Source organism: Aminobacter aganoensis, assembly GCF_014206975.1.
Taxonomy (GTDB): domain Bacteria; phylum Pseudomonadota; class Alphaproteobacteria; order Rhizobiales; family Rhizobiaceae; genus Aminobacter; species Aminobacter aganoensis.
Window position 1 is genome coordinate 21,851 of record NZ_JACHOU010000023.1, and the last position, 20,776, is coordinate 42,626.

The following is a 20,776-nucleotide window of genomic DNA, read 5'->3' on the forward strand; positions in this document are numbered from 1 at the left end:
GGGTTGAGTTAGAGCGGCCCGGACATTATGTCTGCCGACATAAATCCCCCTGGAAAGAGCCTAATGAATCCGCGTATTGCAGTCCTTGGATGCGGCTATTGGGGCGGTAATCACATCCGCACCCTGAAGTCGCTCGGTGCCCTTCATGCCGTCTCCGACGTCGATCCGGCCCGGGCCGAACGTTTCGCCGCCGAACATGGCTGCCTGGCGCTGACGCCGGACGAGCTGTTTGCGCGCGCCGACGTCGACGCCATCGTCATGGCGCTGCCGCCGCAATTCCACGCCGATTTCGCGATTCGGGCGGTCGAAGCCGGCAAGGACGTGCTGGTCGAAAAGCCGATCGCCCTGACCGTGCCCGACGCCGAGCGCGCGGTGCAGGCGGCGCGCGACAATGGCCGCGTGTTCATGACCGGCCATGTGCTGCGCTTCCACCCGGCCTTCGAAGGGCTCAAGGCGCTGGTAGACAAGGGCGAACTCGGCGAGGTCGGCTACATCCATTCGCATCGCCTCGGCCTCGGCAAGTTCCATGCTGAGAACGACGCGCTGTGGGATCTGGCGCCGCACGATCTGTCGATGATCCTGGCGATCACCGGCACGGCACCGATCGAGGTGCGCGGCGAGGGTGCCGCCGTGCTCAATCACCTCAGCGATTTCGCCCACCTGCACATGCGCTTCCCCAATGGCCTGCGCGGCCATCTGTTCGCCTCGCGGCTCAATCCCTATCGCGAGCGCCGGTTGACGGTGGTCGGCACCAAGGGCATGGCGGTGTTCGACGACGTCGAGCCGCAAGAGCGCAAGCTTGCGCTGTATCGTCATGCGGTGTGGCAGGACGAAGGCCAGTGGACGTCGACGATGAACGAGCCGACCTATATCCCGCTTGAAAACGCGATGCCGCTGACGCGCGAGCTCGAGCACTTCATCCATTGCATCCAGACGCGTGAGGAGCCGCGCACCGGCGCCGACGAGGCGCTGGGCGTACTCAGGATCCTGACGGCGGGCACGGTTACGCACGACTGAGCAGCGCGACCAGCGAGGTGCCGCCCGCGTTCCGTCCCGCCTTCAATAGGCAGGGACGCTGAAGGCAGGAAATCGCAGGGAGTCGCCGCGGCACTCGTGCCACGTCATTTGGGCATTGGCCTGTGCCTTCGTCCCCAGGCACCAGTTCCTTTCGTTGAGGGCCAAGCCGTAGACGGATCGCGACAGGCAGGCGGCGGCCACCTTGACGTCACCGCCGTTGGCGCCGCGGCAAAGCGCGTTGCTGGCCTGCCACAGCTCAATCAGTTCCGGAACGGCTTCGGTGGCGTCCGGAAAACGCCATCCGGATGATTGTGCGATTGCGCCGGCCGGAACGAGGGACAGTGCGAGGCCGAAAAGACGGAACAGCAGGCGGGTCATTGCAGCCTCTTCTTGTTCTGCTTCCTGATCACCAGGATTGAAAAGACGGCCAGCGCCAGGATGTAGAAGGCCACGCCAAGCGATGGCATCACGTACACCAGGGCTACCAATTCACAGGTTCCGTCCTGGCAGGTGCCGAGCCAGCCGGCATCGGCAACTCCGAGTCCGATGGCCAAAGCAAGCCCGAGACTCATCGCCAGTGTCACTGCCAGCGCTGCAACGCGCCGCAAGGAAACAAGCACATTACCTCCTGGATGGCCCGATCTCCGCCCAGGCCGGATCATACGGCCGAAAAAGGCGAGAGGGTGACGGCGCCACGTCGCGGGGGCGACCCGTCAGCCGAGCAGCCACCAGCCGGCAAGGGCGAGGGCCGCCAGCCACACCAGGACGACGAAGGCGAGACCGGCCAGGCTGCGCGGCCTGGCATTGATCTCGGTTGCCTGTGCACGGAAGCGGGCCATCAGTTCGGCCGGGATCATGCGGATTACCAGCCAGATGCCCAACGGTACGATCAGCAGGTCGTCGAGATAGCCGAGGACGGGCACGAAATCGGGAATGAGATCGATGGGGCTCAGCGCATAGGCAGCGACGCAGGCGGCGGCCACGCGGGCAAGCCATGGCGTCAGCGGGCTGCGGGCGGCGAGATAGAGCGCCACGACGTCGCGCTTGAGAAGCCGCGCCCAGCGCTTGGCCGCTTCGAGCATGGGATGTCGCGCTTATTCCGCGGCGATGGAGCCGGGCGTCGCGGCCAGCCGCGACAGCATGGCTTCGGCATCCGCATGGCGCTCCGAGCGCTCGATGAAGCCGCCGCCGAAGACGCGCGCCTCGTTGCCCTCGTCGGAATAGAGCACGCAGGCCTGGCCCGGCGCGATGCCCGACTCGCCGTCGACGAGCTCGACCCAGGTGGCGCCGTCTTTATGGTGCAGCACGACAGGGCGCGGCGGGCGCGACGAGCGCACCTTGGCATGAAGTTCCAGGCCTCCGGCCGGCACCGCCGACAGGGCGCCGTCTCCGAGCCAGTTCATGCCGCGCAGGAAGATCTTGTGCGTCTCCAGCGCCTCGCGCGGGCCAACGACGACACGCGCGCGCTCGGCATCGATATGGACGACGTAGAGCGGCTCGCCCGAGGCGATGCCGATGCCGCGGCGCTGGCCGATGGTGTAGCGCAGGATGCCCTCATGGCGGCCAAGCACCCGGCCGTCGATATGGACGATGTCGCCGGGATTGGCCGCCGAGGGCCTGAGTTTGGCGATGATGTCGGAATATTTGCCCTGCGGCACGAAGCAGATGTCCTGGCTGTCTTGCTTGGCGGCGACCGTCAGGCCCATGCGCTCGGCCGCGGCGCGAACGTCGGGCTTCGACATGCCGCCGAGCGGAAAGCGCAGATAGTCGATCTGCTCCTGGGTGGTGGCAAACAGGAAATAGCTCTGGTCGCGGTCGGCGTCGACCGGACGGTACAGCGCGCGGTGGGCGCCGTTCTGCTTGGAGCGGATGTAGTGGCCGGTGGCGAGCGCATCGGCGCCGAGCTCGCGCGCGGTGGCGAGCAGGTCGGCAAACTTGACGGTCTGGTTGCACGACACGCAAGGGATCGGCGTCTCGCCGGCGACATAGCTTTCGGCGAAGGGATCGATCACCGCCTTGCGGAAGCGCTCTTCATAGTCGAGCACGTAATGTGGGATGCCGAGCGTCTCGGAGACGCGGCGGGCGTCGGCGATGTCCTGGCCGGCGCAGCACGAGCCGGCGCGATGGGTGGCCGCGCCATGGTCGTAGAGTTGCAGCGTGACGCCGACGACGTCGTAGCCTTCCTGTTTGAGCAGGCCTGCCACGACGGAAGAGTCGACACCGCCCGACATGGCTACAACCACGCGGGTGTCTTCGGGGCGTCCGGGCAGGTCCAGGCTGTTCATCGGGATTGCGTTCCGCTGTCTTTAGGTCGGCTGCATGCCAATGGCTGCAATATAGGTCAAGCCTCGCCGCAGTGCCACCCGCACCGGGCCGATGCGCCTTTTTCCGGCGCGCAATCAGGCAACTGGGCAGATGGTTAAATTGCGGACGGAGAGTCTAACGATCCGTTCACGTTCGTTACTTAGCTCTTAGTAGACGCTTAGGCAATTTTTAAAGCTGTGGCGCTAGTGTGGCAGGTGATTGGGTCTTTGAGTTTTTAGTAGAGAGTACGATGACCGATCTGGTTAGACCGCGTGTCAAATATGTTATCGGGCCGGACGGCAGCCCGCTTACGATTGCCGATCTGCCCCCGACCAACACGCGCCGGTGGGTCATCCGCCGCAAAGCGGAAGTGGTCGCAGCGGTCAGGGGAGGGTTGCTCAGTCTCGACGAAGCGTGCCAACGCTACAAGTTGACGACCGAGGAGTTTCTGTCCTGGCAGGCTTCCATTGACGAATACGGCCTTGCCGGCCTGCGCACCACGCGCATCCAGCAATACCGTCATTGACACCGGCCGTAACGGCCAACCAACAAGAAAGGGTGCGGCTTGCCGCACCCTTTTTCGTTTGAGCAAGGGTTTCCCCGGCATCCGACGCCAGTCACCGGGCTGCCTCCTGCGTCGGCCGATGCTTGATGGCGGCGGAAGCGGTTGCCGTCAGGACCACCGATGCCGCGAAGAACCACAGGCCGGGCTTGGTAAAGGCGGTGGCGAGGCCCGATGTCTTTGCCGCAAAGATCACCAGCGCCACCAGGATCACGTCGAGCATCGACCAGTTGGACAGGGCGCGAAACCAGGCGGGAACGCCGGTGCCCGGATGCCCATAGGCAGCGTTGTGCAACAGGCCGAGCTTAAGGGCCGGAAAGGCCACTGAAAACAGCGCAACGATCGTGGCCAGCAGCCAATCGCCGCCGCGCCAAAGGGCCGAGATCATGCCGATCAGCGAAGGTTCTTCGGAGAAGAAATAGAGCCGATCGACGTGGATCAGCGGCAGAACGAGGCCGAACGCGAAGCAGGCGGACGCTGCAAACAGGATCAGGGGCAAGAGCGAGCGCATCGCCAAGCTATAGCGAAAGCTTGAATGATAGAGAAGCCGGGCGACGATGCGCCGCCCGGCCTCTCCATTTCCAGAGCCGTAGACGTTACTCTCAGGCCGTCAGCACGACCTTGCCAATCGGCTTGTCGGCCAGGAAGCTGTGGGCGGCTGCCGCCTCGGCCAGCGGGAAGCTCCTGGCTACATGCACCTTGAGCTTGCCGGCCTCGACCAGCTTTGCCAGTTCCTCGAGGCCGGCACGATCGGGACGCACCGAAATGCGCTCGATCCTGATGCCGCGGGTTTCAGCTTCGGCCGCGGCCTTGTCGGTCGCGCCCAAGAGCACCACCAGCGTGCCGCCGTTCTTCAGAACCTTCAGCGACTTCTCGGGATGGTCGCCGCCGAGCGCCTCGAAGACCATGTCCACCGGGCCTGCCTTTGCGATGAAATCGTTGCTGGTGTAGTCGATCACCTCGTCGGCGCCGAGCGAGCGGACGAAATCGACCTTGCCGGGGCTGGCGGTGGCAATGACATAGGCGCTGCGCGCCTTGGCGATCTGCACGGCGAGGTGGCCGACGCCACCGGCTCCCGCCTGGATCAAGACGCGGTCGCCGGCCTTGAGGCGGCCGAAAGTCACCAGCCCCTGCCACGCGGTCAGCCCGGCCAGCGGCAATGCGCCTGCATCCAGATGGTCCAGCGTCTCGGGCTTGCGGGCTAGCTCCGACGCCGGTGCCGTCACCAGTTCGGCATAGGCTGCCGCTTCGGCCGGGAAACGCGGCATGCCGAAGACCTCATCGCCGGGGGCAAGGTCGGTGACGCCCGAACCGACGGCCTCAACGGTGCCGGAGACGTCCCAGCCGACGGTGAAGGCGGGTTCGCCGAGCAGCGGGTAGTAGCCGCCGCGCACGGCGGCATCGACCGGGTTCACGCCGGCCGCCCTGGTGCGGATCAGCACCTCGCCGGGCTTCGGCTGCGGGGCGGGGACGTCGGCCAACTCGAGGACTTCGGGGCCGCCGACGGTGGTCTGGGTAATGGCACGCATGGGATGGTCCTCCTTGGGATGAATGCATGTGCCACTATCATTTGGATAGTATTGATCGATTGTCGAGAATGTACCTCAATGATATATAGGTACCCCATGGATAGTGACTGCGCACCCGACACCCCATTCGGCTACGACGCCTTCCGGCGCCATTGCATGTCGCACACCGTGCTCGAAATGCTGGCGAGCAAGTGGGTCTACCTGGTCGTCGGGGCGTTGAAGCCGGGCAGGCGGCGCTATGGCGAGCTCCAGCGCAAGGTCGAGGGCATCACGCCCAAGATGCTGACGCAGACGCTGCGCGTGCTGGAGCGCGACGGCCTGGTGCGGCGCGAGATCTTCCCGGTCATTCCGCCAAGGGTCGAGTACGAGCTGACCGACCTCGGCCGGAACCTGGCGGACCTGCTCAATCAGATCAGGGTGTGGTCGGAGCAGCACGCGCCCGATATCCGCGACGCGCGGGCAAGGTCGCTCGAAGGCGAGCTTACCGGGTAGCGCAGGCCGGGTGCTGCCAGGGCAGCTTCTGCGAGGATGTGCGGCTTGTCAGCCGATCATCGCGCTGCGGCCGCCGGTTTCGGCCTCGCGGGTGGTGCGATCGCGCGATTCCAGCATTTCCGCCTTGGACAGCTCCGCTTCAGCTTCGGAGAGTAAGGATTCGGCAGCGGCGCGCTGTTGCGCCAGGTCATGCTGGGAGTTCTTCAGGTTGTCACGTCGTTGCCGCGCCGCCTTGGCGAAGGTCGGATAGGCGAAATGGTTGAGATCGGTGATCCCCGCCTTCTTTTCCTCGGCGACGATCTGCATCTCGAGTTCGTTCGCCATGCGATCGAACTCGGCGATCATCGAATCAAGCTGCATCAGCTGGCGGCGCTTTTCGTTCACCTGAAACTGCTTGAGCCTGACCAGGTTCTCACGTGATTTCATGACCCGATACTCCCGAACAACGAAAAACGCACTTGCACTCGCCTATTTCGGCCCCGAAGGACCCTGCCGCACCCGAACCGGTTCTCGACACCCGGTTATGGAAAACAAACTTTTAAAGTTTTTCTCCGCCGGTAACCATTCGTTTACGGGCATCGTTAATCATACCCATCGAGACTTAAGGCCCGGTAAAGATTCTGGTTTTCGCCGCGAATGTGATCGGTCCTTCTCCGGAGTCGCTTAGTCAGCCTTGTTAATGCGTCGCGTTAAGATGTTGACCGTGTGATTCATGTTTGGATTCAAGAGGGTGTATGCGCCGGTTAAAATTTCTGATATGGTCTTCCATACGAAATTAGGTTTTGTTAACCATTCGATGGCAGCCTCCGATTCAGTAGCACTGGGCCGGTATGGACGAGACCGCGAAGATGTTCCGGCAGCAGAAAAGGGGATTTGAATGCGCGTTCTGCTGATAGAAGACGACAGTGCAACCGCACAGAGCATCGAATTGATGCTCAAATCGGAGAGCTTCAACGTCTATACGACCGATCTCGGCGAAGAAGGCGTCGACCTCGGCAAGTTGTATGACTACGACATCATCCTTCTCGACCTGAACCTGCCCGACATGTCGGGCTACGAGGTTCTGCGCACATTGCGCCTGTCCAAGGTCAAGACGCCGATCCTGATCCTCTCCGGCATGGCCGGCATCGAGGACAAGGTGCGTGGCCTGGGCTTCGGTGCCGACGACTACATGACCAAGCCGTTCCACAAGGACGAACTGGTTGCGCGCATCCACGCCATCGTCCGCCGCTCGAAGGGCCATGCCCAGTCGGTCATCATGACCGGCGACCTGATCGTCAATCTCGACGCCAAGACGGTCGAGGTCGGTGGCCAGCGCGTGCACCTGACCGGCAAGGAATACCAGATGCTGGAGCTGCTCTCGCTGCGCAAGGGCACGACGCTGACCAAGGAAATGTTCCTCAACCACCTCTATGGCGGCATGGACGAGCCCGAGCTGAAGATCATCGACGTCTTCATCTGCAAGCTGCGCAAGAAGCTCGACGCGGCATCCGGCGGCCAGAACTTCATCGAAACCGTCTGGGGTCGCGGCTATGTTCTGCGCGAACCGGAAGAGCTTCGCGAAATCGCCTGATTTCTTGTCCGCCTTCAGTCAAACCCGGCCTTCGTGCCGGGTTTTTCTTTGCCTTGAATCGGGGCCTCAAATCGGGCCTCGAATCGGGACCGCGAATTAGGCGGCGACGTCGAAGGCGCGGAAGCGGTCCAGCAGTTGTGGCCTGGTGAACGGCTTCAGGAGGTAACCCTGCGCGCCGGCACGCTTGGCGCGCATGATGGCGCCGATGTCCACTTCGGTCAGGCAGACCGCGATCTGCGGCTTGACCGGACTGTTCAGGGCGCGGACGCGGCGGATGAAGTCGGCGGCTGCCATGTCCTCGAGCGCACCGTCGACGACGATGATGTCGGGCATGTCGTAGGCACACACGTCGAGCCCTTCGGCGCCGGTCGACGCCTCGACCACGGCCATGTCGGGGCCGTTGAGGATACGTTTGGCGACTTTGCGGATGACGCTGGAGTCATCGACGAACAGGCAGCGCTTCATGGCCCGGTCCTTCTTGCGGCAGCCGGACGCGCCTGGCGCGCCGGGGTGATGCACTCACCCTAGCGCGACCTCGTAAAGAAGCCGAAAACCCGAATGGTAAAATTCGTGGAAACGTCGCCGGTCGTCGAGGCCGGCGACAGTGCAGGCCGGGTGCCACGAAGTCCCATGCCCCCGGCAAGCGCAGGCGGCCAGAATTACGCTTGCGAATATTGACGCGCGGCGCGCCCTTTACTCGGCAGTCAGCAGAATTTCTTCCGGTGTGGCGTGGATCGAGATCGTCATGCCGGCCTCGCGTGCGAGCAGCAGTGTGTAATAGGGCTGAACCGAATGGGCGTCGATCGGCTCTTCCGGCTTCTGGCCGGAATGCAGTTCGAGGAACTTCGGCGGCACGCGCAGCATCGGGCCGCTGGCCGACAGGGTGAATTTCGGCGCGGTTTCGACGTTTTCGAGCGTGACGCCGAGCTTGCCGCCGCGCGGGATGGCCGCGTGGGCAACCAGGAGTAGGTTGAGCAGCAGCTTGACCTTGTTCTTGGGCAAAAGCGCGCGTCCGCCCGACCAGGCCAGTTCCGGCTTCTCGTTCTTGAGAAAGGCGGTGGCGACCGCCTCGGCGTCGCCGGTGTCGATCAGCATGCCGGCCGAACCGGCCGCACCGAAGGCGATGCGGGCGAACTGCAACCGCGCCGAGGCGTTGCGCGCGCTGGTGCGGATGAGGCGCATCGCGTCCTCGTCGGCGCCGCCCTCGTCGAGCAGTTCGAGCCCGTTGTTGATGGCGCCAACCGGCGAAATGATGTCGTGGCAGACCCGGCTGCACAGCAGCGCTGCGAGATCGGGGGCGGAAAGCATCATCAAATCGGCCATGAACGGCATCCCTCGGCAGCAGCCTATGCTCAAAATGAGACCAGGACCCACCAATGCGAATCAGGGCTGGTCGACGGTACTCTTGGTTACACAGCGCGTGTTACGGCGGCAAGAATCAGCACAGTGGACTTGATTAAAATGCCTACATTTTGGCGCAAATCCGGCCTTTCCACAGGGTTTTGCGCCTTTGATCCGCCATCTTCATCAGGCAGTTTAATGGTTGAAAAAGGATTACGGCATAGTTTGCCGGAGTTGGACGAGCCAGCCGCCGATCAAGAGCAGCAGCAGTCCGGGGCGTCGGAGAAAGTGTGCTCCCTGACGGAGATTTGGAAGCATGATTTCCCGATTCTATGGCCGGACGTTCGCCCGGCTTGTTGCCGCGATGTTCGTCCTTGTCGGCGTTCTGGCATTTTCGACATCTGCGTCTCGCGCGCAGCAATACACGGCGCAGGAGATCCTCGATTCCGGACACCGGTTCTTCGGCTCGACGTCGGGCGGTCTCGCCAGCGTCGTCGAGAAGGTTTTCGCGTCCTATGGCCTGCCGAACGGCTATGTGCTCGGCGAAGAGGGTTCCGGCGCCTTCGTCGGCGGCCTGACCTATGGCGAGGGTACGCTCTACACCAAGAATGCCGGCGACCATAAGGTGTTCTGGCAGGGGCCCTCGCTCGGCTGGGATTTCGGCGGCCAGGGTTCGCGCACGATGATCCTGGTCTACAACCTGGATGACATCAACAACCTCTACGACCGCTATGGCGGCGTCGCCGGTTCGGCCTACATCGTTGCCGGTGTCGGCTTCAACGTGCTCAAGCGCGGTAACATCCTGCTGGTGCCGGTGCGCACGGGCGTCGGGGCGCGGCTGGGGGTCAATCTCGGCTACCTGAAGTTGACGCAGCAGCCGACGTGGAATCCCTTCTGATTGTGTGAAGAACAGGCTGGTCGGGTGCCATAGCATTTGCAGCGGAGCTGGATTCCTGCCATGTGAACATGGCAAAGTCGGCCTGTCCGTAACGGGTAAAGTGTCTTGGTCCAGTCGATCCTGTTTTTCGTTCTTGGCTTCCTGACCGCCGGGTTTCTCGTGCTGCTGGTCGCGCCGTCGGTATGGCGGCGCGCCGTTTCGGTCACGCGGCAAAGGGTCCAGGCGAAGCTGCCCATGACCCTGGACGAGATCCGCGCCGACAAGGACAGCCTCCGCGCCGAACATGCCATGGCCCTGCGCAAGGTCGAGGTCCAGCTCAAGGCATCCCAGGAAAAGGTGCTGGCGCAAGCCATCGAGCTCAGCCGCAACCGCGAGGCGAAGAAGCTGGTCGCCGACGGCCATGCCGAGAAGGACTGGGTGGTCAGCGAGCTGGAGGCCAAGCGCGGCGATCTGCATGAAGAGATCGGCAAGCGCGACGAGCAGGTCAAGGCGCTTGCCGAGCAGCTCGCCGAAGCCGAGCGGCTCCTGGAGAAGCGGTCCCAGGAAATCGAGGAGATGGGCAGGCTCTATGACGAAGCCAGCCTTTCCTCCAGCAATCGCCAGATCGAGCTGGTGAGCCGCGAGAGCGAGATGGGCAAGCTGTCGGACGACATGTCGTTGCTGCGCAATCAGAGGAAAGACACGGACCGGCGGCTGGGCGAGCTCGAAGCCGACAACAAGGCCGTGCGCGAGGCGCTGATGGCCGAGACCAAGCGGGCGGGCGAACTCGACAAGAAGCTGCAGCAGATGGTGACGTCGCTGAGCGACCGCGACGACAAGATCGAGCGGCGCGAGGGCGAACTTGCCCGCATACGCGCCCAATTGAAAAGCGCGCCGGCGGCGCAGGAGGCCGGCAACATGAACAACGGAACCGTCCAGTCGGCGGAGCGCGAACGTCTCGAAGGCCGGCTGACCACGCTCATGCGTGAAAACAAGCGGCTGAAGGGCGAGCTTTCCCGGGCAGGAGGCTCTGCCCCGGTGGCGGGCGAGGACTCGCTGCTGCGCGAGCAGATGCACGAACTCGCGGCCGAGGTCGTGGCACTCACGGCGCGGCTCGAGGGGCCGGAGTCGCCCATCGCCCAGGCGCTCGCAAAGGCGAGCGGGACGCCGGCTCCGAGCAATGACGACAGGCCGGCGATCATCAGCCTTGCCGACCGGGTCAGGGCGCTGCAGAAGTCTCCGCCCGCCGAATAGGCCTATCCGGTTGCGTCGGTGAAATGATGCAGCGCGATCGCCGAGGCGGCCGCGACGTTGAGGCTGTCGAAGCCCGGCGCCATCCTGATCCTGGCCGTGGTCAGCCGCTTGAGCAGCGGCTCCGGCAGTCCTTCCCCTTCCGTACCGAAATAGAGCGCCAGCCGGCCGGGCCGCGGCATGTCGCGGATGTCGGCCTCGCCGGCCGGCGACAGCGCCAATTGCCCGAAGCCATGTCGCGACAGCGCATCGGCGAGGTTACTTGCCGTTCCACCGACGGCGAAGGGCACTTTCAATGCGGCGCCCACCGAGACCCTGATCGCCTTGCGGTAGAGCGGATCGCAACAGGTTTCGTCGAGCAGAACCGCATCTGCGCCGAAGGCCGCGGCATTGCGGAAGATCGAGCCGATGTTGTCGTGGTTGGAGATGCCGACCGGCACGGCGACCAGCGCGCGTTCGGGCAGGGCGGCCAGCATGTCGTCGACCGAAGGCGCCACGCCCTTGCTGCCGATGGCGAGGATGCCGCGATGCATGTGGAAGCCGGCAATGGCGTCGATGACGGCAGCGGAGGCGACGTAGACGGGCATGCCGTCGGGCGCAAGGGCCAGTGTCTCGGTCATGCCGGCGAGCCGGTTTTCGAGGACCAGGACCGATTCTGCCTGGAACCTGCCGGCGGCAAACAGCACGTTGAGGACGACCTTGCCTTCGGCGACGAAGCGTCCTTCGCGGCCGACCAGATCGCGCTCGCGGATGCTGAGATAGGGCGCGACACGAGGATCGGCCGGGTCTTCGATACGGATGATGTTCATGGCTTGCTCCATAGCGGAGGGCAGGCCGCTATGGGAGCCGAAAAGGCATGGATGCCCGTCAGGCGTCGTCGAAAATGCCTTCCAGCGTGCCGAGCAGCTTGCGCACGGCTTCCGACTTGCAGGTGTAGTAGATCATCTGCCGGTCGCGACGTGTCTCGACCAGTTCCTCGTTGCGCAGCCGCGCAAGGTGCTGCGAGAGAGCCGACTGGCTCAGCGACACCTTCTCAGCGATGGCCCCGACCGACATTTCCGTGTCGAGCAGGTGGCTCATGATCATCAGCCGCTTTTCATTGCCCATAAGCGTCAGCAATGAAGCAGCGGCTTCAGCGTTTGCCGTCAGTTTCTTCGGTTTCATGCGTACCCCGTGCATCTTCAATGCTTTCCGGTGTCATGGGGGCAACAACACCGAATTACCACGATAGATCCTCAATGGAATCGATGAAAGATCTAACAAATTCAGCAGAAATCAGCTTTCCTCTAAAAAATCAAGACTTTGCTTCGCGACCTACTCTTGCCATTTCGACAAGGCTACGCCTGAGATCGGCCGCTTCGACAAGCATTTCCGGGAAAAGTACCCGTCCGGTCTCGTCACCGGCAGCAAGATCCATCCCCTCCGGATCGAAACCGCTCAGTGTCCAGGAGCCCTCGGCGAGCCTGCCGAAATGGCTTGCGTAGATGGCGATCGCCTCGCGGTGGTCGGAATTCATGTGGTCGAGCGCCGACTGTTCGGCGCCGGCAATGGTCTCCACCGCGGGGCCTTTCAGCAACAGGTCGTCGCGGCTGAGCAGGTAGGCCTTGCCGAAGCCGCCATTGAGGTTGGCGCGCTCCAGCTCGAGCCGGAAGACGGCGAAGTCGCCAAGCCCGACATAGAGCCTGGCCTTCGGATTGCGGTTGACGTAGCGGCGTTCGGCGCGGGCCTGCTCTGGCGTGCCGCGCTCCAGGCGGACTGCCCGGCAGAACAGCGTGATGCGCGCATAGGCGAGCGGGTCGCCCTTGCCGATCTCCCCGACGAGAAGCGAGCAGCGCGGATCGGCGACGATGGCCCTGGTGTGGGCGGAAAGGCCCGAGATCAGGATCAGCGGCGTGCCGTCGACATCGGTCGCGGTGCCGACGCGGCTTGCCAGCGGAGCGCCGGTGTCCGGCTCGATGACGGCGAGGGCGCCATGCCGCGCGCTGCGCATCAGCGAACGCGCCAGCGCGATCGCCTCTGCGTCGGTTTCGCGGATGACATCCTTCTTGCGCTCTTCCACGCCTGCACCGTCAAATGTGAATAATTCAATCTACTTATCTTTATCCTTGCAGGTTTGGCAAGACGTAGCTTGTGCAAGTCGAAAACAGCCCCGGAGCTTGCGCATCCGGGGCTGTCGAACAAACAACATGCAGGCGTCGGCTGTTTACTTGGGCGCCATGCGGATCGCGCCGTCGAGGCGGATGGTTTCGCCGTTGAGCATCTGGTTCTCGACGATGTGCAGGGCAAGTGCGGCATATTCCGACGGCTCGCCGAGGCGCGGCGGGAACGGCACGGCGGCGCCAAGGGAATCCTGCACCTCCTGCGGCATCGCTGCCATCATCGGCGTCTTGAAGATGCCGGGCGCGATGGTGGCGACGCGGATGCCCGAGCGGGCGAGGTCGCGGGCGATCGGCAACGTCATGCCGACGACGCCGCCCTTGGAGGCGGAGTAGGCGGCCTGGCCCATCTGGCCGTCATAGGCGGCGACCGATGCCGTGCTGATGATGACGCCGCGCTCGCCGCCCTGCAGCGGCTCCAGCTTGGCCGCACCGTCGGCGAACAGGCGGATCATGTTGAACGAGCCGATGAGGTTGACCTCGATCACCTGGCGGAAGACGCTCAGGGGATGAGGGCCGTCCTTGCCGACCGTCTTCACGCCGACGGCGATGCCGGCGCAGTTGACGAGGATGCGCGGGGTTCCGAGCTTGGCGGCGACTTCGGCGAAGGCCGCGACGGCGCTCTCTTCATTGCTGACGTCGCAGCGCACCGCCACGCCGCCGATGTCGGCGGCAACCTTTTCGGCGCGTTCGAGGCTGAGGTCGAAGATCGCAACCTTGGCGCCCTTGGCCGCAAGTGCGCGTGCGGTTGCCTCGCCAAGGCCGGAGCCGGCGCCGGTGACCACTGCGATCTGCCCGTTTGGATTCATGTCAGCCTGTCCTCTTCTTGCTGTGAACGCATGGTCTAGCGCATCGATCCGAAAACCGAAATCGCTTTCGGATCGCGCAGGGAAAGGCTGTCGCGTTCAGGCAGGCTCGGCCACGCGCTGGGGCGTCTTGGCCAGATCGGCGTGGCAGACTTCGCCTGACAGCAGGGCGACGGCGCCGGGAACGATCTCGTGGGCAAGCAAACGGTTGAGATCGACCGGCCGAGGCATCTCGATCTGCCCCCGCGGGATGCGGGCAAAGCCGAGCGGTCCGTAATAGGGCTCGTCGCCGACCAGGATGACTGCCGGCTCGGTCGCCTTGGCGGCTGCTGCCAGCGCCATGGCGACCAGCTTGCGGCCGATGCCGAGGTTCTTGAAGTCGGGTCGCACGGCGAGCGGTCCCAGCATCTGGGCGCGGCCGTCGCCGGCGGCGATCGGTGTCATCCGGACCGAGGCGACGACCTGGCCGGCATGCATGGCGACAAAGGACAGCGAGCGATCGTGAGGGCCGCCTTCGCGGATCTTGTAGGCAGCGCGGGTGAAGCGGCCTGGACCGAAGGCCTCGGCATTGATGTCGTCGATTTCGAGGTCGTGCGCCGGGGTTTGCGGCAGATAGGTGACGTCGGCGAGGGTCATGTTCGTTGCAGTCCGGTGTCCTGGGATGAGGTGCCGCGAGGCAAGCCGCAGCGTTCGCAAGTCAGCGCTTTATGCGCGTGCGCTCATTCGTCGTCGGTCAATCCGGATATTTGCAAAGCAATGTGACATCGAAATGCCCGCTATCATCATTTTGCGCGGTCGTCCATCACGGATTTTGCGACTGTGACCCTAACGTTGAACGATCCGTTCAGGATGCGGCACTTCGGATTGCCGGTGTCATGCCCTACATGCTGGCAAACGAAAGGATTTCACGATGGGATTGCTGGTCGAAGGTAAATGGCAGGACCGCTGGTACGACACCAAGTCGACGGGCGGCAAGTTCGTGCGCTCGCATGCGCAGTGGCGCGACTGGATCACCACTGACGGCAAGCCGGCGGAAGGCCGGACGCGCGGTTTCAAGGCCGAGCCGGGCCGCTACCACCTCTATGTCTCGCTCGCCTGTCCGTGGGCGCACAGGACGCTGATCTTCCGCGCCCTGAAGAGGCTCGAGGACATCATCTCGGTCTCGGTGGTTCATCACCACATGGGCGAGAACGGCTGGACCTTCCGCACCGACGACGGCGCCACCGGCGACACGCTCTACGGTCTCGACTTCCTGCACCAGGTCTACACCAAGGCCGACCCGACCTATTCGGGCCGCGTCACCGTGCCGGTGCTGTGGGACAAGAAGGACAAGACGATCGTCTCCAACGAGTCGTCCGAGATCATCCGCATGCTGAACTCGGCCTTCGACGAATGGGGCGATGCGTCGGTAGACCTCTATCCGGAAGCGTTGCGCCCCGAGATCGATGCGGTGAACGAACTGGTCTATCCCTCGATCAACAACGGCGTCTACCGGGTCGGCTTCGCCACCACCCAGGCTGCCTATGAAGAGGCCTTCGGCGAGTTGTTTGCGGCGCTCGACACCCTGGAAGACCGTCTGTCACGCCAGCGCTACCTCGTCGGCAACACGCCGACCGAGGCCGACTGGCGGCTGTTCACGACGCTGGTTCGCTTCGATCCGGTCTATGTCGGCCACTTCAAGACCAATCTCAGGCGGATTGCCGACTATCCCAACCTGTCGAACTACCTGCGCGAACTCTACCAGGTGCCAGGCGTTGCCGAGACGGTGAACCTGCATCACATCAAGGCGCACTATTACGGCAGCCATGCCGGCATCAATCCGACCGGCATCGTGCCCGTCGGGCCGGAGGTCGATTTCTTGGCGCCGCACAACCGCGGCAAGCTGGCCAAGGCCGCCTAGTCAACGGGCCATCGGTCCTCGCCCTTACCAGTAGGGTGAGGGCGGCTCGCCGCGGAAGATTTCGGCGATGCGCCGACGTGTCGCCGGCGTGGTGTCTTCCGGCAAGGCGTCGAGCCGGAAGAAACCGGCCTCGGCGATCTCGTGGTCGGGCAGCTTGGGCCCGTCCTGCCTGAAGGCTTCGATCAGGTAGAGCCCGACATGGTCGCGCCGGGTTGCCTGCTTGTTGAGATGGATCGATTTCAGCACCGGTGGCGCGATGAGGGTGATGTTGCCTTCTTCCTCCAGTTCCCGTGTCAGCGATTCGACGAACGTCTCGCCGATCTCGACGCCGCCGCCGGGCAATTGCCAGCCGGGCACGTAGGTGTGGCGGATGAGGAAGATGCTGTTGGCGGCCCTGTCATGAACCAGGCCGCGCACACCCAGCGTCATCGGCCTTCGCAGCAAAAAGTAGAGATGGAACAGCCTGCCGCGCAGCCGCGCCCACGGGCTCTGGCGCAGCGCACCGGAGCTGACGTCATTCCCCATCAGGCGTGCCGCCATGGGTGGAAAGCCGGAGCAGCGTCACCTAAAAGGGAAGGATGTTCAGGCTTGCGCATATCTCAGACGTCCATCTTGGTCCGCTTCCGGATGTAACCTATCGCGACCTCGCCTCCAAGCGCATGGTCGGTTACGTCAACTGGCAGCGGAACCGTAGCCGCCATCATCATGACGGTATCGTCGATACGATCGTCGCCGACCTCAAGGCGCAGGCGCCCGACCATCTCGCGGTCACCGGCGATCTCGTCAATTTGGCGCTCGACGGCGAGATCCAGCTGGCGCGGCTGTGGCTCGAAACCCTTGGCGCACCGGCCGACGTCTCGGTCGTGCCGGGCAATCACGACGCCTATGTGCCTGGCGCGTTCGACAAAGCCTGCCACGCCTGGGCACCCTGGATGGATGGCGACGGCTCCCACGGTCCTGTCGGTCGCCATACCTTCCCCTATCTGCGCGTGCGCAAGAATGTGGCGCTCATCGGCGTATCGACGGCGCGCGCGACCGCACCCTTCATGGCCAGTGGCTTCTTCCGCGAAGGCCAGGCGGCACGGCTTGCGAGAATCCTGGAGGAGACGGGCAAGCGCGGGCTGTTTCGGGTGGTGATGATCCATCATCCGCCGGTGCGCGGGGCCGTCGGCCAGCACAAGCGGCTGTTCGGCATCGGCAAGTTCCAGAGCCTGGTCAGGCGCTACGGCACCGAGCTGGTGCTGCATGGCCATTCGCATTTGCCGACGCTGCACTGGATTTCCGGGCCGACGGGCCAGGTGCCGGTTGTCGGCGTCGCCGCTGCCGGGCAGGCGCCGGGCGGCCACAAGCCCGCGGCACAGTTCAATCTCGTCGACATCTCCGGGGAGCCGGGCGACTGGAGCGTCCGGCTGACGCGGCGCGGCCTGTCGGGACCGGCGATGCCGCCCGCGGAAATCGGGACGGTCGACCTGATGGCGATGGCCGGGCGGGCGAAGGCAACGGTCAGAAGCTGACGCCGGTGGCGGCGAGGCGCAGCCAGTAGAGCGCGGCCATCACGCCGATGCCGGCGGCGGCACCGGCGACAAGCAGGCCGAAGCCGGACAGGAAGCTCGGCCAGATCGGCCGGCCGAAAGGCCGCAACGGCGGCTCCGCTTCGGCGACGGGCTCCCTGGCAAAGCTCGGCAGCGCCAGTTCGGCGCCGCCATCCATCATCTGCTGCCGCTCGACGATCCGCTCGGCGATGTAGCGGGTGACCTGGTCGGCGACGCGCTTGGTGTCGGTCGTTTCAGCCAGAACGACGCGCCCCACGCGCGTGTCGCGCACGAACCGGAACGTGCGGCGATCGCGACCGAGGGCGACATGGCTCACCGCATCGATCCACAGTCGCGGCTGCAGGCCCGACGAGATGGCGAAGTCGAAATTGTCGATGTCCTTCGGCACGTCGGCGAAGACCTGCTCCAGCTCGGCAGCCAGCAGTTCCAGCCGCATGCGGTGCGCCTCGCGCAGGTCGACGACGACGTCGGTTCGGTCCGCCGTCGCGTTCTTGACGTCGCGAATGGCGTCCGACAGCACGCGTGCCGGCTTCATCGCGGTCACGTTGTCGTCGCTCATCGCCTCGCGCCTCTGGTGTCGGTTAAGCAAGAGTTAACATAATCACGATCGCGGCGGAATTGTATCGCGCCGAAATCTCCTGGCTGCCGGGTGACGCAGTCAAAACGGTGTCCGTACAGTCCGTTAGCGGCAACGGCGCAGAATTCGATTCATCAGGCCTGATCGGCGAAGACGGGTTGGCGACGCTGGCGGCGGCGGCTCATGCGGCGCACGATGTCGGCAACGAGGACCGGCGTTTCCTCTGGCAGCATGTGGCCGATTTCCAGCACGTGATGGACGAGGAAACCGGGCGGGAGATCGTCGGCATGGCTGTAGGGCAGCACGGCGTCGTCGGTGCCCCAGACCACCATCACCGGCATGGCCAGCGAGGCAAGGTTCTCCCGCGGGATGACGCCCTGCCTGCCGTCGGCGGTCATGGCCTCGGCAAAGGCGATCAGCTTTTCGGTCTGGCCGGGGCGGGCTCGCATTTCGGTCAGGTTACGAACGGCGGCATCCGGAACCGTGCTGTCCGGGCTCGACATCTCGGCGAGACAGGCGCGGATTTCGTCGGCGCAGGCGGCGGCCGCATAGCGCCGGAGCAGGGGAGCGTTGATCTCGGGGCCATAGCCGCCGGGCGCCAGCAGTGTCAGCGATGAAACACGTGAGGGGTCGAGCAAGGCGGCGAGCGTTGCCACGGCACCGCCCATCGAGTGGCCGACGAAGTGGGCGCGGGATATGCCACGCGCCGCAAGATCGGCAAGAACGGCCTTTGCCGCCACCTTGGCCGAGCCGGCGTTGGGATAGTCGAGCGAATGGCCGTGGCCGGGAAGGTCGTAGGCAATTGTCGTGAACGTGTCGCCCAAAATGCCCACGACATCGCTCCAGATGTCGCAGCAGCCGCCAAAGCCGTGAAGCAAAATCACTACGTTTGTGCCGTTCCCCCGAACGGACGCATGGATGAAATAATTCATCTTCTCTGAAATAACCCGAAGCCGGAAATTGACTGCAACTGTAAGTTCAAATTGTAGAATTTAAAATGTGCCTGGACGCTTGTAGCGCGCCCAATATGCAGAAAAACAGTCCAAAAAGAAACCGAAGCTCAGGTTTGATTGCCCAATCCGGCCGCGCGCAGGGCCTTGGTCAGCGATTTTATCAGCTCTGCCGGATATTTGCCCTTGTTGAAGGCGGTGGCCGGATCGGTGGCGAAGGCGGGGTAGGTTGCAGAAATTTCCTTCACCAGCGATGCGGTCAGCTTCTCGTCGCCGGCGAAATGCGCGGCGATGAGGCGGGCGCCGAGATAGTGCGGCTTCTTGTTGGCGGTCAGCGAATTGGCGGCGCGTGCCGCGGCGTAGCGGTTGCCGAGCATGAATTCGCCGAGGAACAGGCCATAGTCCCACCAGCCGGGACGGGCGCTGGTGCTTTCCACCGCGCGCTTCATGATCGGCACGCCGTCGCTGTAGCTTCCCGACAGGACCAGCGCATAACCGTAGGCCGCCGCCATGGTCAGGTCGTAGGTATTGAGTTCGTAGGCCTTGCGCATCCAGCGGATGGATTCCGTGCGGTCGCCGAGGCGCGATTGCAGATAGCCGTAGGCACGGTGCGCATAGGGGCTGGTGGCGCCGGTCTGCACGGCGATATGGGCCTGCGCATAGGCGCCGTCGGCGGTGGCATCCGGGGGATAGTCGTAGTTGTCGGTCACGGCTTCGAGTTGCAGCGACGCGAGTTCGGCATAGACGATGGGGGACTTGGCGCCGCGCCGGGACAAGTCCTCCATGCATTGATAGGCGGTGCGGTGCCTCGCGGCAGTCTGGTCCATGTAGAAGTCGTCGCTCTGGAGAAGGCAGGCCACCAGCCCGCGCTGCAGCGCGTTCTGCTCGATATAGCCATAGATCATGCCGGACACGGGAATGGCCGAGGTGACGATCTCGGCCATGCGGTCGTCGATCGCATCCGGCTGGACTTCCTGGGGCGACAACACGCGCGACAAGAGGATGCGGCCGCTGGCCATGTGCTGCAGTTCGATCAGCACCGATCCCGGCGAGGGGCCCGCATTGACGGTGAAGTCGAAATCGGTCGCATCGGCCCGCCTGGTTCGCTCCGAACGGTCGCGAGCGATGAGATCGATGGTGTCGAAGCCCGACAGCGCCGTCCGCAACACGGTCGCCACCCGAGCGGCGTCGCCGCCCTCCGGGCCGAGGTGGATATGAACCGCTGGCAACTGGTCGACTGTATCGGTGACGCTGGCGGTGGCATCGCGGAAGTCGCTCATGCTGGCGGAATTGGTGCCGGACGGGCCGCCGATGTTGCGGAAGACGAGAATGCCGAGCATGACGATGACCAGTGCCATCGCCGCCCAGAAGTAGCGGAGCTGTCGCTTGACGCTGGTGCCTTGCAGCACGGGGTCGAGCTGGTCCTCGGCATGCTGCGGCGCCGATCCCGGCTCGGCGGCGGCGGGCACCACGGTTGCGTTTTCGCCCTCGATTCCGCCGGAGGCGGGCAGGTCGGGCAGGCTCTCGGCAACCGCTTCGTAGGCCGGCACGTAGCTGCCGCGGGGAATGGTGATGCGGATCGGGTCGGCTGCGCCCTCGACGGCATAATATTGGGCCAGAAGTTCGCGCAGGCGCCCGGCCTGGACGCGGACCACGGCATCGGTTGCCGAATCGAACTCGGCATCCTTGCCGAAGACATCGACGGCGATGGCAAAGCCCTTCAGCCGCTCGGCTTCGCCGGCGAGGTCGCGCTCCACGAGATAGCGCAGCAGTTTGCGTGCCCGGTCGGACCGGCCGAAGGTCTCGCTGGCAACAAGCCGCTCAAGCGCTTCGCGCACTGCGGGGGCGGCAGGCGTGGAGGCAACCAAGTATCGACCCTTTTCGAACC

At 64.2% G+C, this 20,776-nt stretch carries 27 protein-coding genes; 9 read left to right on the top strand and 18 right to left on the bottom strand.

The window, feature by feature from the left end:
* Window positions 1-63 precede the first annotated feature (63 nt).
* Window positions 64-1,017: a Gfo/Idh/MocA family protein gene (locus GGR00_RS25365; RefSeq protein ID WP_184702089.1), complete on the top strand. Its 954-nt coding sequence runs from the start codon at window positions 64-66 to the stop codon at window positions 1,015-1,017.
* 42 nt (window positions 1,018-1,059) lie between these two features.
* On the opposite strand, the gene GGR00_RS25370 is transcribed toward GGR00_RS25365, so the two are convergent.
* The 4 genes from GGR00_RS25370 to mnmA form a co-directional block, all read right to left on the bottom strand.
* Window positions 1,060-1,395 carry a hypothetical protein gene (locus GGR00_RS25370; protein ID WP_184702091.1) on the bottom strand — a complete coding sequence of 112 codons (336 nt, stop codon included), beginning with the start codon at window positions 1,393-1,395 and terminating at the stop codon, window positions 1,060-1,062.
* Window positions 1,392-1,637 carry a hypothetical protein gene (locus tag GGR00_RS25375; RefSeq protein WP_184702094.1) on the bottom strand — a complete coding sequence of 82 codons (246 nt, stop codon included), beginning with the start codon at window positions 1,635-1,637 and terminating at the stop codon, window positions 1,392-1,394. Before GGR00_RS25375 ends, GGR00_RS25370 begins: the two co-directional genes overlap by 4 nt.
* Window positions 1,638-1,730: 93 nt before the next feature.
* Window positions 1,731-2,099, bottom strand: coding sequence for a YkvA family protein (locus GGR00_RS25380; RefSeq protein ID WP_184702096.1), 369 nt, complete (start codon window positions 2,097-2,099; stop codon window positions 1,731-1,733).
* Between the two features lie 12 nt (window positions 2,100-2,111).
* A complete protein-coding gene (gene mnmA, locus GGR00_RS25385) occupies window positions 2,112-3,302 on the bottom strand; it encodes a tRNA 2-thiouridine(34) synthase MnmA (protein ID WP_184702098.1) in 1,191 nt (396 codons plus the stop codon).
* A gap of 269 nt (window positions 3,303-3,571) precedes the next feature.
* On the opposite strand from mnmA, the gene sciP reads away from it, so the two are divergent.
* Entirely contained in the window at window positions 3,572-3,847 is a 276-nt protein-coding gene (gene sciP, locus GGR00_RS25390; RefSeq protein ID WP_013529904.1) for a CtrA inhibitor SciP, read from the top strand.
* 91 nt (window positions 3,848-3,938) lie between these two features.
* Here sciP and GGR00_RS25395 read toward each other — a convergent pair whose 3' ends face one another.
* Together GGR00_RS25395 and GGR00_RS25400 are read right to left on the bottom strand one after the other, a co-directional pair.
* A complete protein-coding gene (locus tag GGR00_RS25395) occupies window positions 3,939-4,394 on the bottom strand; it encodes a paraquat-inducible protein A (RefSeq protein ID WP_055973498.1) in 456 nt (151 codons plus the stop codon).
* Window positions 4,395-4,485: 91 nt separating this feature from the next.
* Window positions 4,486-5,412: an NADP-dependent oxidoreductase gene (locus GGR00_RS25400; RefSeq protein WP_184702100.1), complete on the bottom strand. Its 927-nt coding sequence runs from the start codon at window positions 5,410-5,412 to the stop codon at window positions 4,486-4,488.
* 96 nt (window positions 5,413-5,508) lie between these two features.
* Here GGR00_RS25400 and GGR00_RS25405 point away from each other — a divergent pair, with 96 nt between their 5' ends.
* Entirely contained in the window at window positions 5,509-5,904 is a 396-nt protein-coding gene (locus GGR00_RS25405; RefSeq protein WP_184702102.1) for a winged helix-turn-helix transcriptional regulator, read from the top strand.
* Between the two features lie 48 nt (window positions 5,905-5,952).
* On the opposite strand, the gene GGR00_RS25410 is transcribed toward GGR00_RS25405, so the two are convergent.
* Window positions 5,953-6,330 (bottom strand): flagellar export protein FliJ, encoded by a 378-nt coding sequence (locus tag GGR00_RS25410; protein WP_055973508.1) that lies wholly within the window; start codon window positions 6,328-6,330, stop codon window positions 5,953-5,955.
* Window positions 6,331-6,616: 286 nt separating this feature from the next.
* Here GGR00_RS25410 and GGR00_RS25415 point away from each other — a divergent pair, with 286 nt between their 5' ends.
* Both GGR00_RS25415 and ctrA read left to right on the top strand, forming a co-directional pair.
* Entirely contained in the window at window positions 6,617-6,781 is a 165-nt protein-coding gene (locus tag GGR00_RS25415; RefSeq protein WP_184702104.1) for a hypothetical protein, read from the top strand.
* Window positions 6,782-7,477: a response regulator transcription factor CtrA gene (gene ctrA, locus GGR00_RS25420; protein ID WP_018429116.1), complete on the top strand. Its 696-nt coding sequence runs from the start codon at window positions 6,782-6,784 to the stop codon at window positions 7,475-7,477. It begins immediately after the preceding gene.
* A gap of 96 nt (window positions 7,478-7,573) precedes the next feature.
* Here ctrA and GGR00_RS25425 read toward each other — a convergent pair whose 3' ends face one another.
* Both GGR00_RS25425 and chpT read right to left on the bottom strand, forming a co-directional pair.
* A complete protein-coding gene (locus GGR00_RS25425; RefSeq protein WP_055973611.1) occupies window positions 7,574-7,942 on the bottom strand; it encodes a response regulator in 369 nt (122 codons plus the stop codon).
* A 228-nt stretch (window positions 7,943-8,170) separates the two neighbouring features.
* Complete coding sequence (gene chpT / locus GGR00_RS25430; protein WP_055973614.1) at window positions 8,171-8,800, bottom strand: histidine phosphotransferase ChpT; 630 nt, start codon at window positions 8,798-8,800, stop codon at window positions 8,171-8,173.
* A 334-nt stretch (window positions 8,801-9,134) separates the two neighbouring features.
* Here chpT and GGR00_RS25435 point away from each other — a divergent pair, with 334 nt between their 5' ends.
* Both GGR00_RS25435 and GGR00_RS25440 read left to right on the top strand, forming a co-directional pair.
* A complete protein-coding gene (locus GGR00_RS25435; protein ID WP_055973511.1) occupies window positions 9,135-9,716 on the top strand; it encodes a DUF1134 domain-containing protein in 582 nt (193 codons plus the stop codon).
* Window positions 9,717-9,821: 105 nt separating this feature from the next.
* Entirely contained in the window at window positions 9,822-10,949 is a 1,128-nt protein-coding gene (locus GGR00_RS25440) for a coiled-coil domain-containing protein (RefSeq protein ID WP_184702106.1), read from the top strand.
* 2 nt (window positions 10,950-10,951) lie between these two features.
* On the opposite strand, the gene GGR00_RS25445 is transcribed toward GGR00_RS25440, so the two are convergent.
* The 5 genes from GGR00_RS25445 to GGR00_RS25465 form a co-directional block, all read right to left on the bottom strand.
* Window positions 10,952-11,755: a TrmH family RNA methyltransferase gene (locus tag GGR00_RS25445; protein WP_184702108.1), complete on the bottom strand. Its 804-nt coding sequence runs from the start codon at window positions 11,753-11,755 to the stop codon at window positions 10,952-10,954.
* A gap of 58 nt (window positions 11,756-11,813) precedes the next feature.
* Entirely contained in the window at window positions 11,814-12,110 is a 297-nt protein-coding gene (locus tag GGR00_RS25450) for an ArsR/SmtB family transcription factor (RefSeq protein WP_055973517.1), read from the bottom strand.
* 130 nt (window positions 12,111-12,240) lie between these two features.
* The gene (locus GGR00_RS25455; protein WP_184702111.1) at window positions 12,241-13,005 is read right to left on the bottom strand and encodes a DUF2470 domain-containing protein; all 765 of its coding nucleotides are present in this window, start codon (window positions 13,003-13,005) and stop codon (window positions 12,241-12,243) included.
* Between the two features lie 144 nt (window positions 13,006-13,149).
* On the bottom strand, window positions 13,150-13,911 hold the full coding sequence (locus GGR00_RS25460; protein ID WP_055973523.1) for a 3-hydroxyacyl-CoA dehydrogenase: 762 nt from the start codon (window positions 13,909-13,911) through the stop codon (window positions 13,150-13,152).
* Between the two features lie 96 nt (window positions 13,912-14,007).
* Window positions 14,008-14,544, bottom strand: a complete 537-nt coding sequence (locus tag GGR00_RS25465) for a GNAT family N-acetyltransferase (RefSeq protein WP_184702113.1) — start codon at window positions 14,542-14,544, stop codon at window positions 14,008-14,010.
* A 274-nt stretch (window positions 14,545-14,818) separates the two neighbouring features.
* On the opposite strand from GGR00_RS25465, the gene GGR00_RS25470 reads away from it, so the two are divergent.
* A complete protein-coding gene (locus GGR00_RS25470; RefSeq protein WP_184702115.1) occupies window positions 14,819-15,808 on the top strand; it encodes a glutathione S-transferase family protein in 990 nt (329 codons plus the stop codon).
* 24 nt (window positions 15,809-15,832) lie between these two features.
* Here GGR00_RS25470 and GGR00_RS25475 read toward each other — a convergent pair whose 3' ends face one another.
* Window positions 15,833-16,333 carry an NUDIX domain-containing protein gene (locus GGR00_RS25475; RefSeq protein ID WP_184702117.1) on the bottom strand — a complete coding sequence of 167 codons (501 nt, stop codon included), beginning with the start codon at window positions 16,331-16,333 and terminating at the stop codon, window positions 15,833-15,835.
* 53 nt (window positions 16,334-16,386) lie between these two features.
* Here GGR00_RS25475 and GGR00_RS25480 point away from each other — a divergent pair, with 53 nt between their 5' ends.
* Window positions 16,387-17,322, top strand: a complete 936-nt coding sequence (locus GGR00_RS25480; RefSeq protein ID WP_184702119.1) for a metallophosphoesterase family protein — start codon at window positions 16,387-16,389, stop codon at window positions 17,320-17,322.
* Here the strand turns inward: GGR00_RS25480 and GGR00_RS25485 are convergent.
* From GGR00_RS25485 to GGR00_RS25495, 3 genes are all read right to left on the bottom strand, one after another.
* Window positions 17,312-17,920: a hypothetical protein gene (locus GGR00_RS25485; RefSeq protein ID WP_055973535.1), complete on the bottom strand. Its 609-nt coding sequence runs from the start codon at window positions 17,918-17,920 to the stop codon at window positions 17,312-17,314. The genes GGR00_RS25480 and GGR00_RS25485 overlap by 11 nt on opposite strands.
* A 152-nt stretch (window positions 17,921-18,072) precedes the next feature.
* Window positions 18,073-18,870, bottom strand: coding sequence for an alpha/beta fold hydrolase (locus GGR00_RS25490; protein WP_055973539.1), 798 nt, complete (start codon window positions 18,868-18,870; stop codon window positions 18,073-18,075).
* A gap of 128 nt (window positions 18,871-18,998) precedes the next feature.
* Window positions 18,999-20,756, bottom strand: coding sequence for a tetratricopeptide repeat protein (locus GGR00_RS25495; RefSeq protein ID WP_055973542.1), 1,758 nt, complete (start codon window positions 20,754-20,756; stop codon window positions 18,999-19,001).
* Between the last annotated feature and the right edge of the window lie 20 nt (window positions 20,757-20,776).

Excerpts from the sequence above, each read along its gene's own strand:
- GGR00_RS25370 (WP_184702091.1), bottom strand. The coding sequence starts at position 1,395 with ATGACCCGCCTGCTGTTCCGTCTTTTCGGCCTCGCACTGTCCCTCGTT.
- GGR00_RS25445 (WP_184702108.1), bottom strand. The coding sequence starts at position 11,755 with ATGAACATCATCCGTATCGAAGACCCGGCCGATCCTCGTGTCGCGCCC.
- GGR00_RS25480 (WP_184702119.1), top strand. The coding sequence starts at position 16,387 with ATGTTCAGGCTTGCGCATATCTCAGACGTCCATCTTGGTCCGCTTCCG.
- chpT (WP_055973614.1), bottom strand. The coding sequence starts at position 8,800 with ATGGCCGATTTGATGATGCTTTCCGCCCCCGATCTCGCAGCGCTGCTG.
- GGR00_RS25410 (WP_055973508.1), bottom strand. The coding sequence starts at position 6,330 with ATGAAATCACGTGAGAACCTGGTCAGGCTCAAGCAGTTTCAGGTGAAC.
- GGR00_RS25435 (WP_055973511.1), top strand. The coding sequence starts at position 9,135 with ATGATTTCCCGATTCTATGGCCGGACGTTCGCCCGGCTTGTTGCCGCG.
- GGR00_RS25485 (WP_055973535.1), bottom strand. The coding sequence starts at position 17,920 with ATGAGCGACGACAACGTGACCGCGATGAAGCCGGCACGCGTGCTGTCG.
- sciP (WP_013529904.1), top strand. The coding sequence starts at position 3,572 with ATGACCGATCTGGTTAGACCGCGTGTCAAATATGTTATCGGGCCGGAC.
- GGR00_RS25470 (WP_184702115.1), top strand. The coding sequence starts at position 14,819 with ATGGGATTGCTGGTCGAAGGTAAATGGCAGGACCGCTGGTACGACACC.
- GGR00_RS25415 (WP_184702104.1), top strand. The coding sequence starts at position 6,617 with ATGTTTGGATTCAAGAGGGTGTATGCGCCGGTTAAAATTTCTGATATG.
- mnmA (WP_184702098.1), bottom strand. The coding sequence starts at position 3,302 with ATGAACAGCCTGGACCTGCCCGGACGCCCCGAAGACACCCGCGTGGTT.
- GGR00_RS25425 (WP_055973611.1), bottom strand. The coding sequence starts at position 7,942 with ATGAAGCGCTGCCTGTTCGTCGATGACTCCAGCGTCATCCGCAAAGTC.
- GGR00_RS25450 (WP_055973517.1), bottom strand. The coding sequence starts at position 12,110 with ATGAAACCGAAGAAACTGACGGCAAACGCTGAAGCCGCTGCTTCATTG.
- GGR00_RS25475 (WP_184702117.1), bottom strand. The coding sequence starts at position 16,333 with ATGGGGAATGACGTCAGCTCCGGTGCGCTGCGCCAGAGCCCGTGGGCG.
- GGR00_RS25405 (WP_184702102.1), top strand. The coding sequence starts at position 5,509 with ATGGATAGTGACTGCGCACCCGACACCCCATTCGGCTACGACGCCTTC.
- GGR00_RS25380 (WP_184702096.1), bottom strand. The coding sequence starts at position 2,099 with ATGCTCGAAGCGGCCAAGCGCTGGGCGCGGCTTCTCAAGCGCGACGTC.
- GGR00_RS25460 (WP_055973523.1), bottom strand. The coding sequence starts at position 13,911 with ATGAATCCAAACGGGCAGATCGCAGTGGTCACCGGCGCCGGCTCCGGC.
- GGR00_RS25365 (WP_184702089.1), top strand. The coding sequence starts at position 64 with ATGAATCCGCGTATTGCAGTCCTTGGATGCGGCTATTGGGGCGGTAAT.
- GGR00_RS25400 (WP_184702100.1), bottom strand. The coding sequence starts at position 5,412 with ATGCGTGCCATTACCCAGACCACCGTCGGCGGCCCCGAAGTCCTCGAG.
- GGR00_RS25490 (WP_055973539.1), bottom strand. The coding sequence starts at position 18,870 with ATGAATTATTTCATCCATGCGTCCGTTCGGGGGAACGGCACAAACGTA.
- GGR00_RS25465 (WP_184702113.1), bottom strand. The coding sequence starts at position 14,544 with ATGACCCTCGCCGACGTCACCTATCTGCCGCAAACCCCGGCGCACGAC.
- GGR00_RS25395 (WP_055973498.1), bottom strand. The coding sequence starts at position 4,394 with ATGCGCTCGCTCTTGCCCCTGATCCTGTTTGCAGCGTCCGCCTGCTTC.
- ctrA (WP_018429116.1), top strand. The coding sequence starts at position 6,782 with ATGCGCGTTCTGCTGATAGAAGACGACAGTGCAACCGCACAGAGCATC.